Below are 12,757 nucleotides of genomic sequence, written 5' to 3' on the forward strand. Positions count from 1 at the left end.
GCCGGGGAGCGCGGACTGATGCTCCCCGGTAATACCGTATTAATGCAGGATGGCGTTCAGCGCCAGAACCCCCAACAGACCCATAATGGAAATCAGCGTTTCCATCACCGTCCAGGTACGCAACGTTTCGCCCACGCTGAGATTAAAATAGCCTTTAAACAGCCAGAATCCCGGATCGTTAACGTGTGAGGCAATCACGCTACCCGCACCGGTTGCCAGCACCATCAGCGCCGGGTCAGCATGAGTGACGTTAATAATCGGCAGTACCACGCCTGCAGTGGTGATCGCCGCGACAGTCGCAGAACCGAGCGCGATGCGCAGCAACGCGGCGACCGTCCAGCACATCAGCAGTGGAGAGAGCGACGTACCGGTCATCAGGTGCGAGATATATTGCCCCACGCCGCTGTCGACCAGAACCTGCTTAAATGCACCGCCCCCGGCGATGATAAACACAATCATTGCAATCGCGCCGATAGAGTCGCCAATGATATCCATAATTTGCTCGATCGTCCGTCCGTTGCGCCGTCCAAGGGTAAAAATGGCGAGAACGATAGCGATAAACAACGCGACCGCAGGGTTACCGATAAACTCAAAGAACACCCGCACGCTGTTAGTCTTAGGTAGCGTAATCTCACACACCGCGGCGACCGCCATCAGTATGACCGGGATAACCGCCGCAAAGATACTGTTCCAGAACGACGGCATCTCTTCCTCGGTAAACAGATGCGGGTTGAATAACCCTTCCGGCGGTGCTTTCTCAAAGCGGGTCAGCAGCTTAGAAAACAGCGGCCCGGCGACAATCACCGTCGGGATCGTAATAATAAATCCGTACAGCAGGGTGGTACCGAGATTGGCCTCGAAAATGGTGGCAATCGCGGTAGGCCCCGGATGCGGCGGCAGGAAGCAGTGGGTCACGGACAGTGCGGCGACCATCGGCACGCCGACATACAGCAGCGGCAGACCGGAAGAGGCCACCACCGTAAACACCAGCGGCAGCAGCAGAACAAAGCCGACTTCGAAGAACATCGCCAGACCGACAACCAGACCGGTGATCACCAGCGCCCATTGCACGCGTTTTTTACCGAACGTGCCAATCAGCGTGGTGGCAATGCGCTGGGCCGCGCCGGTATCGGAAATCAGCTTACCGAGCATCGCGCCGAACCCGAGGATCATCGCCAGCCCGCCGAGCGTCCCGCCGATCCCATTTTGTATCGAGTGTAAAACGGCCTGTGCATCCATCCCTTCGGCAAAACCGACGACCGCCGCAACCAGTACCAGGGCAATAAAGCCGTTAACTTTAAAGCCAATCATCAGGACCAGAAGCAGCGCGACGCCTGCCGCAATTATTATTAATGGCATAATCTTTTCTCTTTTATCCCCGTCATCCTGCAACTCGAATGATTTAGGGGGGGTGCCAAAAATGCAGCGCCGGAGCGCTGCGCGGTGTCGCTAAACGTCAGACGGCGACCAGCATGCCGCCATCGACAAACAGCAGGTGCCCGTTAACAAAATCGGATGCTTTGGACGAGAGGAATACCGCTGCGCCAATCAGCTCCTGCGGATCGCCCCAGCGTGCGGCTGGCGTACGTTTACACAGCCAGGAGGTGAAGGCTTCATCTTCGACCAGCGCTTTGGTCATTTCGGTTTTGAAGTAGCCCGGCGCGATACCGTTGACCTGGATATTGTGGCGTGCCAGTTCTACGCACATCCCACGGGTGAGCATTTTCACTGCGCCTTTTGAGGCGGCATACGGCGTGATGGTATCGCGGCCCAGTTCGCTCTGCATGGAGCAGATATTGATGACCTTCCCGGCCTGACGTTCCACCATGCGACGCGTGACTGCCTGCGAGACCAGGAACACCGCCGTCTGGTTAACAGCAATTACATCGTTCCAGTCCTGTTCCGGGAACTCGGTAAACGGATGGCGGCGTTGAATACCCGCGTTATTCACCAGCACATCAATTTGGCCAATGTCTTTTTCGATATGGTCAATGGCGGCATCAATGTCTTGTTTATGCGTAACATTAAAAGGTGCAGCAACGGCACGAATCCCTTCCTGCTGCAGTTTGGCGACGGCGGCTTCAGCACGCTCTGGCGTAATATCATTGACGATAATCTGAGCGCCATATTTACCCAACCCGGTCGCCAGTAAATAACCAATACCCTGAGCTGAACCGGTGATCAGAATGTTTTTGCCGTCCAGTGAAAAAAGATCGTTCATCATGTTATTCCTTATTTTGTTTCTGCAAAAACGAGCTGGACTTTCGCCGCCTGGGTTTTATCCCCGGCGAAGATCAGCGCCTGTTCAAGCTCGGTAAACGGGTATTCGGCGCTGAGTAACGGCAGCGGATCGATAACGTTATTCGCCAGCCACGACACTGCGGTGTTGAACTCGGTGGTAAAGCGGAATGAGCCTTTGAGCGCGATCTCTTTGCCGATCAGCATCATCATCGGGAAGTCCGGTACCGCGCCGCCCATGCCGACCTGCACCATCACGCCTTTCGCGCGGGTGACTTCCAGGCAGGTGGTAATTGAGGACGGATGACCGGAGACTTCGAAGCTGACGTCGAAGTAGCCTTTTTCTTTTTTCCACTCATCGAGTGAGTCCTGCTGCGGGTTAATCAGCGTATCGGCACCCATCTGCTGGGCAAGCGACAGCGAACGCGGGCTGATATCAGCACAGACAATCTCTGCCGCACCGAGCGTTTTCACCGCGCTGACAATCAGGCAGCCGATAGGCCCAACGCCGGAGATAAACACGCGCTTGCCCTGCAGGTCGCCCGCTTCATGCGCGGCGTGGATCGCGACCGCCAGCGGTTCGGCAAAAGCCATCACTTTTTCATCGGCCTCTTGCGGGTACGGGATACACTGCGCGGTATCGACGGTTTTAAACCGGGTAAAGCCGCCGTCGACATGGGGAAAATACATGGCGCTGCCAAAAAAACGCATTTCCGTGCACTGGTTTTCTTCGTGCTGCAAACAGTATTTACAGTGGCCACACGGTTTCGACGGATTAATCGCCACCGACTGACCTTCATGTAATTCTTTTGAATCGCTGTGCACCACTTTACCAATAACTTCATGGCCTAAAATCATCGGTGCTTTAACGGTAAAATTACCGACTTTTCCTTCCTGATAATAATGTAAATCGGAACCGCAAATTCCCCCGCGGGTAATTTGTACCAGTGTTCCTTTATTATTCCATTCAATATTTTGGTCGGTTATGGCAACAGTTTTCTTACCCGCGACAACGCAGGATTGGGTTTTGACTTGCATAAATGCCTCACTGGTCAGGTAGTAACCTCGGCAGCATTTAAACGGTTTTGAGTGTTATTATTTGTGATGTAGATCACGCTGGAAAATTGTTACACTACAATGTTACGCATAACGTGATGCGCCTTGTAATTCTCATCAGCAGCGCTGAAAAAGCGTGAAATCCCCAATGTGGAAAGCGTAGTATCGCGCCATGGAATATGAATCTGGAGTTTTTTCGATGGCCGGGGAAAGTTATATTTTGATGGGTGTTTCAGGTAGCGGTAAATCTTTAATTGGCAGTAAAATTGCCGCAGTATTATCGGCAAAATTCATTGATGGTGACGATCTCCATCCCGCTAAAAATATTGATAAAATGTCTGAAGGCATTCCATTAACTGATGAAGATCGACTGCCGTGGTTAGCACGATTAAATGACGCCTCATACAGTTTATATAAAAAGAATGAGACCGGGTTTATTGTCTGCTCGTCATTAAAAAAACAGTACCGCGATATATTGCGTCAGGGCAGTCTGAATGTGCATTTTCTGTGGCTGGACGGCGACTACGAGACCATTCTGGCGCGTATGCAGCGTCGGGCAGGGCATTTTATGCCGGTGGGCTTGTTAAAAAGTCAATTTGACGCGCTGGAGTGTCCGCAGGAGGATGAACGCGATATTGCCCGCATCGATGTGAACCACGACATCGAGCATGTGACGGAACAGTGCCGCCAGGCGGTGCTCGCGTTTCGTAACGGGCAATAGGCTCAGCCCCTTGCGGGACTGAGCCTGGCATCAGAAGTCGGCTTTCAGCACCACGCGGTAGCGGGCCTTGCCGTCACGCACGTGCTGGATAGCGTCGTTAATTTGCGACATCGGGTACAGCTCGGTGGTAGGCGACACCTTGCTGCGCCCGGCAAACTTCATCAGCTTGCGCAGTTCGAACGGCGTACCGGTCGCCGAACCGGAGATGCTGCGATCGCCGGCAATTAAGGTGAATGCCGGCACCGGCAGTGGTTTCATCACCGCGCCGACGGTATGGAAGTTACCGCCGTAGGCCAGCGCTTCAAAATAGGGTTGCCAGTCAAGATCGACATTAACCGTATTAATAATGAGATCGAACTGCCCCGCCAGCGCTTTCAGCGCATCCGGATCGCGGCTGTTGACCACCTTATCCGCTCCCATCGCCAGCACTTCCTGCTCTTTTGCCGGGTTGGAGCTGAACGCGGTCACTTCGCAACCCATCGCGTGTAACAGCTTAATGGCGATATGCCCCAGGCCGCCGATGCCGATCACTCCAACGCGGCTGGTGGCGGTGATATGGTGCATCAGCAGCGGTTTGAACACCGTGATGCCGCCGCACAGCAAGGGGCCAGCTGCCGCCAGATCGATACTCTCCGGCAACGGGATCACCCACTGCCAGTCGGCCCGTAGCTTCTCGGCAAAGCCGCCGCGATTGAGGATCGTGGGAACGGACCCTTCCAGGCAGTTAATTTGATTGCCGCTGATACAGGCGTCGCAATGCCCGCAGCTACGCGCCGTCCAGCCAATCCCAACGCGCTGGCCCACTTTCAGCCCCTTATCCTGCGCCGCACTGCCGAGCGCTGCCACTCGACCAATCACCTCATGCCCGGCAACCAGCGGATACTGAGAGAATCCCCATTCGTTGTCGATCATCGACAAATCGGAATGGCAGATACCGCAGTAATCGACCTGCACTTCGACATCTTCCGGTTTAAGCTCGCCCGCATCGTATTCATAGAGTTCGAGTTCGCTGCCCGCCGCTTTTGCGGCGTAGCTTTTTATCATCGACATCGTGTTTCCCTCAGTGTGGTGTTGAACTGGAAGTGTAGAGCATGGGGAAACGGGACGCTTCGCAGAAGGGGGGATTAAGGCGGTTATTGCGCGGGTTAAACCGTGATGCTGATTGCAGCTACGAAAGGTAATGCTGAAATTTTCAACACTTAGCGAGCCAGACACACGCTGGTGCTTGCATGGTGGCGCATGACAGGTATAATCCACAACGTTTTCCGCATCCCTTCCGTGCCGGAGTGGCGAAATCGGTAGACGCAGTTGATTCAAAATCAACCGTAGAAATACGTGCCGGTTCGAGTCCGGCCTTCGGCACCAAGTGATGCAATAATTAGCTACCTAAGGGTAGCTTTTTTTGTGTCCATTTCCGTCCAAATTCGTCCATATCCGTCTGTAATTAAAAGATAATTTATTTTTAGATGATAACCATATTTATTTTGTTGTCTTTCCGTGTTGGTCGTTTTTTATCCATTGACATCCACGCGATTTGGGGGCCAAATTGGGGGCTTAGACGTAGTTCGATAAAAGTGAGGCCCCCAAATGGCACTAACAGATCGCGCTATAGTCCACGCCAAGCCTTGTGGCAAGCCGTATAAGCTCAGTGACTCGCATGGACTTTACCTGCTGGTTAACCCTAACGGTTCAAAACGCTGGTATATCAAGTACCGCTTTGTAAACAAAGAGAAAAAGCTCGCTTTAGGTCCTTATCCACTTTTGACACTTGCGCAGGCAAGACGCATGCGTGAAGACGCCCAATTATTGCTGATTTCCGGCATCGATCCGAGTGCACACCGTAAGGCAGTACGGCTTGCGATAAAGCCAGAACATACGTTTGAATCCGTAGCGCGCGAATGGGTGGCCAGTAACGTGAACTGGACGGCTGAACACATGAAGCGGGTTATGCGTTATTTCGAGCTTTACGTCTTTCCCACGAACGGCAGTTGCGACATCACCAAACTGAAGGTCAAAGACCTGCTGGTACCCATCAAGGAGGTGGAGAAAGCGGGTAAACTGGATGTCGCTTCCCGGCTTCAGCAGCGTACCGCCTGCGTGATGCGCTACGCCGTCCAGAACGGCATTATCGATCATAACCCTGCATCAGATTTAACCGGCGCGGTCTCCACGCCCAAAGTACGCCACCATCCTGCGCTGGATCTTAATCTTATTCCTGATTTTCTGGAGAGAATCGAAGACTACAAGGGACGTAAACTAACGCAACTGGCGGTAAAACTGGCATTGCTGCTGTTTATCCGCTCCAGCGAACTGCGATTTGCGCTCTGGGAAGAGATTGATCTGGATAACGCTATGTGGACCATTCCTGCTGAGCGTAAGCCAATTCCGGGTGTGAAATACTCTGAGCGTGGGGCAAAGATGCATTCCCCGCATTTGGTGCCACTGTCGCGACAGGCAATAGAGTTGCTGAAAGAGATGAAGCAGTATTGCCGCCCAGGGACGGAGTTGGTTTTTCCCGGCGATCATAACTACCGCAAACCGATGAGTGAAAACACCATCAACAAAGCTCTGAGGGTGATGGGCTACGACACCCAGAAAGACGTCTGCGGTCATGGTTTCCGTACTATGGCCTGTAGCTCGCTTGTGGAGTCGGGCCTGTGGTCAAGCGACGCGGTAGAGCGCCAGATGAGCCATCAGGAGCGCAAGCGCGTGCGAGCGGCGTATATCCATAAGGCGCAGCATCTGGAAGAACGCCGGGAGATGATGCAGTGGTGGGCGGATTACTTGGATGCTAACCGGTTCAGGTATGTGGTGCCGTATGGTTTCAAAAAACCACCAGGAGACACGCTCGATCATATCAGCTTTCAGGAGCGCAATGATCGACAACTGGAAACGTTGAAATCCCAGATACTGGAAGACGCGGTTTGGCTGACGGCGTCTGAGTTATCGGCGAAAGCGGGTTTCCGTTCTACCGATCTTGAGGCAGGCCCGAAAGGCTGGAAAGCCGCCGGGAAGATATTCTCGCTGAAGGTCGATGGTGAGGATTTATATCCTGACTATGTTCTGGATGAGAAAATGCGGCCTCTCAAGGTTGTGAGGTTGATACTCTCGCTGTTTAAGGAACGCAAAACGCCGTGGGGACTGGCTATCTGGTTCGGTTCGGCAAACCGCAGGTTGAGAGGTGGGAAGCCGAAAGATTTGCTGATTTCGAAGTCAGAGTTGGTTCTGATGGCGGCGCAGGATGAGGTGGAGTCGGGGGGATAGGAAAATACATAAAATGCAGGCATCTAAGAGTCGATGAAACTCTGAGCCAATAAGATATTAAAAAATAATTAAATCGCGAGACGTAGATGGGCGAATTTTTTGCGCGAGGCTTCAAGCGAAGCTTTGACTTTCGCAGAGGTTTTTCATGTTTCAATTGTCGTAGAGGCAACAAATGAGTGAAAAATGTCAGTACGTGAAGACCAGTATAAGACCCATATGTTTTTTATTTTTACTTATAATATCTCCTAACGGCGCTATTTATAGCTCAATTAATATAATGTAAATGATTTTTCCATGATTCTATATATAATATAGGCCTATTCCTATGTATGCTCATAGTACAGCGTACCGGATTGAAAAAATTAGGTATTTATAGGGAAGCTGTTACCTTCCGTGGAAATATAGTAAAGCTCGTCATGGTAGCTCTTGGGACTCTTATGACGGTTCCTGATGATTGCAGAAACTTCGCTGCTGGTATATGTGCAATGCAGTAGGGTGAGTGGCTGTACTAATTGACATTTTAGAGAGCCATTGTTATAGCATTTGTTGTAAGACTGTATTAATGCTCTTAACGAGCATATTACTGCCATGTGCTCTTCAGCTAGCACGGCGGTTACAGAAATGGTTATATGTGTGGGGGTTATTAACTGCATCATATAGCAAAGTATGACCCTAGGCTCGGTTGTCGCTAGGCCTTAGTACAGCGACAGATGAAGTGGCTAGTAGCTTGATGGATCAATAAATGCTTACGAATCCAAATAGTTAATCATAATGATCTTTAAATTAGTAAGTATGCCCTACAAATTAAATATAATCACAAAAATTTAGTGACATGGACGACTAAATCATGAATTGTATATTGACTTCTTATTGTTTATTTGAGAATTTTTTGATGCTTTCATCTTTCAATGTGGACATAAAATGATCAATCTCAATGATGAAATTGATAACGCTATGGCTGTCATGCCTCTCAATTATCACCGAGAGGCCTACATAGCTTTTTTCAAGGAAAATTTCCCTTTCGTACTTTGTCCGCCTTTTTTTGCCTATGCAAATGAGTTGCCACCATTGGTGTGGACAAAAGTTAAATATAGTGAGCATGAGGCCCATGATTTCCCCGATTCGCAAGGGGTATATATGTTCATGGTGAGTTTTCAGGACAACAACCTTCCTGTCAATTCATATGTAATGTACGTAGGCAAAGCTGGAGATATTGGATCAGCTAATACTATATCGAATAGATTTATGGATTATGTTCGTCCGTCGGGTTATCGTAGCAGACCTCGTATTCAGAAATTAGTCGAGTTATTCTCTGAACATCTTTATTATTATTATGCGACTGTCCCAGCAGGGCAATCTACAGGTGCTGTTGAATCTACATTAGCTAATATATTCGCGCCACCATGTTGCCAACGAGATTTTACAGCGGATATGCGAAGCTATTTAAGAGGTGTGAGGTTAGCATGAAAAAGAGATTAGTTCTTCCATGCCTTAGAGGCTATCTTGGTAGCTGGACAACCTATACTTGTATGATGCGCCTTAAAGATGCAGCAAAATTAATAGGTTTTGCTCATGAGTTGCATAGGATAGAAAAACTATCCGATAACATACAACGAGAATTAGGAAAGGGTCGCCCCGCTGAAATAGCAGAATATTTACTTCAGGATGATGACAGATTTTTCAATTCGTTGGTGGTTGCGGTTTACGACGGAGATCCTAATTGGCATGAAGTTGGAGGATTTACACCAAATACTGAAGAGGCTGCGTTGCTAAATTTCCCAGAGTATGCACAAAATTGCCTTGGTTTCCTTTCTATTAACGGTGAGGAAAAACTATTTGCTTTAGATGGCCAACATCGCCTTGCGGGTATTAAAGCTGCTATAGAAAAAAGTGATGAAATTGGCGATGAGTTAATTAACGTAATAATTGTAGCTCATAAAAACACACCTGCTGGGATTGTGAAGTCGCGGCGTCTATTTACCACTCTAAATAAGAAAGCAAAACTTGTAAGTAAAGATACAATAATTGCCCTGGATGAGGATGATATTTCTGCTTGTATTACGAGAAAGTTAATAGAGTCTAGCGACTTTGAATATTTCAACGAAGATATTATTTCTTTTAATACAGGGCCTGTTAGAGATAAGACCAGTATTACTTCTATTGTTAATATTTATGACAACGTTCAAAAATTGGTGGCTTTCAAACTTGGGGTGAAAGAGTCAGATCTTGAACGTTATCGCTATCGTGATAACGAGGCGGTATATGAATTTGTGTCTTGCTTCTTTAGAAGAACTTTCGAAGGATGCCCAGAGCTTTTGAGTGTTGCTATGAATGGAGTTGAGGCGGGCTACTATAGAAATTCTGATACGGGTGGCCATTTGCTATTCAGACCGATAGGGTGGGATGTTTATACTGATGTTTATTTATTCTTGGTTATAAATTGTCATTTCACAAGTGAACAAGCGATACATTCTATTTTAAAAAAGGATTTAAACCTCTCTGGGGATCTTCTTATTAATAAGGTTTGGTCTAAAGCTCAAAAGAAGATATTAAAAGTAAGTGCTAAGAGTATGAAGGCGATCATGAAAGCTGTAGCCAAATAGGATCATACGGCCTTATCATATAAGGTTTTTTCATTAGAGCACCTTAGTGAAGTGAACCCTGAAAGTTTGGCATCAGATGATTAGGGGTTTTGTGTTTTCAAACAACATCCTGAATCGGTGATCTCACGGGCAGAAACGATGCAGTCTGCTAAGTGTCCAGAGAACGTAAGCGAAGTCATTTTTAAATATAACAGCATCAATCTGCGCGTATTCCATGACCATCTGATTTTAGTTGAAACAGTAAGAAATGCACCTATTTCATGGCTAATTAACCGCGAAATTCTAGCCATGGAGGAAACTACCGATGTCACCCCAGCTCGTGAGCGTTGAAGTGATGTGGCCTGCTCAGACGCTACCGCTTCCCCTGCAACAGGTAGTCGAAGCATTGAATCAGGGCGAAACGCCCGATCAGATTATTATCCGCATGAACCAACAGGGTCTGCTGGCGTGGCGTGAAGACGCATCCGTGCAGGATGCACACGATGTTTTTCAGGTGCGTGTGGATAATCAGCATGAGACGCGGTTTCTCTGTCGTTACGTCACGCTGCCGTTGCACTGATTCGTAAGAGTGTGAAGGCAAGAGAGGCTATCTTTCAGTACTGAGAGACTTTTAAAGTTTTTAGTAAGCCAGAATCGATATGGTGCTTTTCTCGGAATGACCTCAGGAGCGATAAATCCAAAATAACAATCGGCCACCAGACGAGAAAATGGTGACATTATGCACCGCAAGAAAAAGCGTTTAGCTATCTGGTTGAATGGAGCACTTGTTGGATTTTGGGAGAAAAGCAGAGGTGAAGACCGGCTTCAGTACCTGCCTGAGTGGGTTGCTGATGAGCAGAGCATCCCCTTGTCGCTGTCATTACCGTTTACGCCGGGCAATCAACTCTGCCGTGGTGATGTGGTACGCAACTATTTCGATAATTTATTACCCGACAGCGAGAACATTCGCAGGCGCTTAGCGATGCGTTATCGTGCTGGAAGCCCCGATCCTTTTGATCTGCTTGCTGAACTGGGAAGGGACTGTGCTGGCGCTATTCAACTGCTTCCGACAGGAGAAGACCCCACAGATGCTTTGTCTGTAAATTGCCGCCCGCTTTCCGAAACGGAGGTTGCCACAATATTGCGCAACACTACCGTGAATTTGGCGATCTGCCATGAACATGTTCACGAGCACCGTTTCTGTATTGCCGGGGCTCAGGAGAAAACGGCATTGCTATGGCATAAAGGGAAGTGGTGCCTTCCTTTAGGCCATGCGGCTACAACGCATATCTTCAAACTACCGCTAGGTCTGGTTGGCAATATGCAGGCGGATATGAGCACTTCAGTTGAAAACGAATGGCTGTGTTCTCTGATTCTTGAACACTATGGAATGCCCGTAGCAAAAACTCAGATTGCGCAGTTCGAAGATCAGAAGGCATTAATCGTTGAGCGCTTTGATCGGGCATGGTCAGGCGATCGGCAGATCGTTCGCTTACCGCAGGAAGATATGTGCCAGGCGTTGGGGATTTCTCCACGAAGGAAATATCAGTCTGAAGGAGGTCCGGGCGTCAGCGATATTATGGGAATTCTTCGCCATTCGGAACAGGCTAAGAGTGACATGGAACGCTTTTTTAAAGCGCAGATCCTTTTCTGGGTTATGGCGGCTATTGATGGCCACGCCAAAAATTTCAGTATCACGTCTGGGGCGCAAAACCGCTATCGTCTTGCTCCTTTGTATGACGTGTTATCGGCCTGGCCGGTGATGGGACAGAAAAATAGCCAAATTTCGTGGAAAAAATGCAGACTGGCAATGGCCATTCGTGGCAGCAATAATTATTACCCTCTCTGGAAAATTCAGCGTCGACATTGGATCCATCACGGTGAGCTAACTGGCCTGACTAAACAACAGGTCGAGTTAATGATAGATGAGATTATTTCCCGCGCGCCGGAAGTGATTGAGCGCGTATCTCGTTTATTGCCAGACTCGTTTACATTTGTGCTAGCTGAAAGTGTTTTTCAGGGCATACGGCGGCAGTGTGGGCGTTTGGCTAAAAATTATAGGGTGTAACGCGACGGTATTTTTACTCAGAAGCGTTTTATCATTATTACAATTCCTCTTAATTTTGAGTTGATATCAACTTTAACCACGGATTATTCATCTGCACTTTCTCCCCAAACACCAGCCCAGGATCCTCCATCAGAAACCCTTTCAACTGACTACTTTTCTTTTGTGGAGCGCGAACCTCGCAGGTCCAGATAAAACTGTCATCATTACAGCGCAGGGCAAGCCCTGACTCCTGAAACATTCGCTGTGCCAGTTTCCAGCCGTCGCCGCTATCGCCTGTCGTTTCTGCTGCATATATCTTAAAGATCCCCGGCGAAATCAAGAAAAGATGGTTCTCCACCACATGTACCTTGCCGTTGCGGGTATTCACCGTGCCTGAAGGGCTGGTGTGGTTCTTCAGCCACTGCAGAAAGTTGTTATTGTCACTAAGCCTCGGGTCGTCTGCTATCTCCGGCAGCGGTTGAGTCGGTGTGCTAAGTTCAGGGACGGGTTCAGCTTCGCTTACCGGCGTCACATTGTAAGTATCCCGCATAATCGTGCCATTCACATTTAGAGATCCTCCGGCATAATCACTCTGCCAACAAAGGAGATCGCAATGCGTAAAGCCCGTTTTACTGAGCATCAGATCATTGCCGTAATTAAATCGGTTGAAGCCGGACGAACCGTTAAAGATGTCTGCCGGGAGGCCGGTATCTCTGAAGCCACCTACTACAACTGGAAGTCCAGATACGGCGGCATGGAGGCTTCTGATATTAAAAAGATCAAGGATCTTGAGGACGAGAATCGGCGTCTCAAACAGATGTTTGCCGACCTGAGCCTTGAGAACCGGGC

At 49.0% G+C, this 12,757-nt stretch carries 12 protein-coding genes and 1 tRNA gene; 8 read left to right on the top strand and 5 right to left on the bottom strand.

The window, feature by feature from the left end; genetic code table 11:
• Window positions 1-39 precede the first annotated feature (39 nt).
• The 3 genes from idnT to idnD all read right to left on the bottom strand — a co-directional run bounded on the left by idnT (window position 40) and on the right by idnD (window position 3,276).
• A complete protein-coding gene (gene idnT, locus NNO03_RS07415) occupies window positions 40-1,359 on the bottom strand; it encodes a gnt-II system L-idonate transporter (protein ID WP_016155581.1) in 1,320 nt (439 codons plus the stop codon).
• Between the two features lie 97 nt (window positions 1,360-1,456).
• Complete coding sequence (gene idnO, locus NNO03_RS07420; protein ID WP_048212822.1) at window positions 1,457-2,221, bottom strand: gluconate 5-dehydrogenase; 765 nt, start codon at window positions 2,219-2,221, stop codon at window positions 1,457-1,459.
• A gap of 11 nt (window positions 2,222-2,232) precedes the next feature.
• On the bottom strand, window positions 2,233-3,276 hold the full coding sequence (gene idnD / locus NNO03_RS07425) for an L-idonate 5-dehydrogenase (protein ID WP_137383920.1): 1,044 nt from the start codon (window positions 3,274-3,276) through the stop codon (window positions 2,233-2,235).
• A 217-nt stretch (window positions 3,277-3,493) separates the two neighbouring features.
• Here idnD and idnK point away from each other — a divergent pair, with 217 nt between their 5' ends.
• Window positions 3,494-4,015, top strand: coding sequence for a gluconokinase (gene idnK / locus NNO03_RS07430; RefSeq protein ID WP_271449189.1), 522 nt, complete (start codon window positions 3,494-3,496; stop codon window positions 4,013-4,015).
• A gap of 30 nt (window positions 4,016-4,045) precedes the next feature.
• Here the strand turns inward: idnK and NNO03_RS07435 are convergent, their stop codons facing one another.
• Window positions 4,046-5,065 (bottom strand): NAD(P)-dependent alcohol dehydrogenase, encoded by a 1,020-nt coding sequence (locus NNO03_RS07435; RefSeq protein ID WP_103768575.1) that lies wholly within the window; start codon window positions 5,063-5,065, stop codon window positions 4,046-4,048.
• Window positions 5,066-5,295: 230 nt separating this feature from the next.
• Here NNO03_RS07435 and NNO03_RS07440 point away from each other — a divergent pair.
• The 6 genes from NNO03_RS07440 to NNO03_RS07465 all read left to right on the top strand — a co-directional run bounded on the left by NNO03_RS07440 (window position 5,296) and on the right by NNO03_RS07465 (window position 11,929).
• Window positions 5,296-5,380, top strand: a tRNA-Leu gene (locus NNO03_RS07440).
• A 222-nt stretch (window positions 5,381-5,602) separates the two neighbouring features.
• Window positions 5,603-7,279, top strand: coding sequence for an integrase arm-type DNA-binding domain-containing protein (locus NNO03_RS07445; protein ID WP_271449190.1), 1,677 nt, complete (start codon window positions 5,603-5,605; stop codon window positions 7,277-7,279).
• Between the two features lie 921 nt (window positions 7,280-8,200).
• Entirely contained in the window at window positions 8,201-8,746 is a 546-nt protein-coding gene (locus NNO03_RS07450; protein WP_271449191.1) for a hypothetical protein, read from the top strand.
• Window positions 8,743-9,882, top strand: a complete 1,140-nt coding sequence (locus tag NNO03_RS07455; RefSeq protein ID WP_271449192.1) for a DNA sulfur modification protein DndB — start codon at window positions 8,743-8,745, stop codon at window positions 9,880-9,882. The genes NNO03_RS07450 and NNO03_RS07455 overlap by 4 nt, the downstream gene beginning before the upstream one ends.
• Window positions 9,883-10,216: 334 nt before the next feature.
• The gene (locus tag NNO03_RS07460) at window positions 10,217-10,441 is read left to right on the top strand and encodes a hypothetical protein (protein ID WP_271449201.1); all 225 of its coding nucleotides are present in this window, start codon (window positions 10,217-10,219) and stop codon (window positions 10,439-10,441) included.
• Between the two features lie 159 nt (window positions 10,442-10,600).
• Window positions 10,601-11,929: a type II toxin-antitoxin system HipA family toxin gene (locus NNO03_RS07465; RefSeq protein WP_271449193.1), complete on the top strand. Its 1,329-nt coding sequence runs from the start codon at window positions 10,601-10,603 to the stop codon at window positions 11,927-11,929.
• A gap of 49 nt (window positions 11,930-11,978) precedes the next feature.
• Here NNO03_RS07465 and NNO03_RS07470 read toward each other — a convergent pair whose 3' ends face one another.
• Window positions 11,979-12,473: a DNA-binding domain-containing protein gene (locus NNO03_RS07470; RefSeq protein ID WP_271449194.1), complete on the bottom strand. Its 495-nt coding sequence runs from the start codon at window positions 12,471-12,473 to the stop codon at window positions 11,979-11,981.
• 48 nt (window positions 12,474-12,521) lie between these two features.
• On the opposite strand from NNO03_RS07470, the gene NNO03_RS07475 reads away from it, so the two are divergent.
• On the top strand, window positions 12,522-12,757 hold a 236-nt coding region (locus tag NNO03_RS07475; protein WP_271449195.1), incomplete at its 3' end, for a transposase.

Source organism: Citrobacter sp. Igbk 16 (assembly GCF_028069755.1).
In the GTDB taxonomy this organism is placed as follows: domain Bacteria; phylum Pseudomonadota; class Gammaproteobacteria; order Enterobacterales; family Enterobacteriaceae; genus Citrobacter.

Bases quoted from the DNA above. Each gene is read 5' to 3' on its own strand.
- idnT (WP_016155581.1), bottom strand. From the start codon at position 1,359: ATGCCATTAATAATAATTGCGGCAGGCGTCGCGCTGCTTCTGGTCCTG.
- idnO (WP_048212822.1), bottom strand. From the start codon at position 2,221: ATGAACGATCTTTTTTCACTGGACGGCAAAAACATTCTGATCACCGGT.
- idnD (WP_137383920.1), bottom strand. From the start codon at position 3,276: ATGCAAGTCAAAACCCAATCCTGCGTTGTCGCGGGTAAGAAAACTGTT.
- idnK (WP_271449189.1), top strand. From the start codon at position 3,494: ATGGCCGGGGAAAGTTATATTTTGATGGGTGTTTCAGGTAGCGGTAAA.
- NNO03_RS07435 (WP_103768575.1), bottom strand. From the start codon at position 5,065: ATGTCGATGATAAAAAGCTACGCCGCAAAAGCGGCGGGCAGCGAACTC.
- NNO03_RS07445 (WP_271449190.1), top strand. From the start codon at position 5,603: ATGGCACTAACAGATCGCGCTATAGTCCACGCCAAGCCTTGTGGCAAG.
- NNO03_RS07450 (WP_271449191.1), top strand. From the start codon at position 8,201: ATGATCAATCTCAATGATGAAATTGATAACGCTATGGCTGTCATGCCT.
- NNO03_RS07455 (WP_271449192.1), top strand. From the start codon at position 8,743: ATGAAAAAGAGATTAGTTCTTCCATGCCTTAGAGGCTATCTTGGTAGC.
- NNO03_RS07460 (WP_271449201.1), top strand. From the start codon at position 10,217: ATGTGGCCTGCTCAGACGCTACCGCTTCCCCTGCAACAGGTAGTCGAA.
- NNO03_RS07465 (WP_271449193.1), top strand. From the start codon at position 10,601: ATGCACCGCAAGAAAAAGCGTTTAGCTATCTGGTTGAATGGAGCACTT.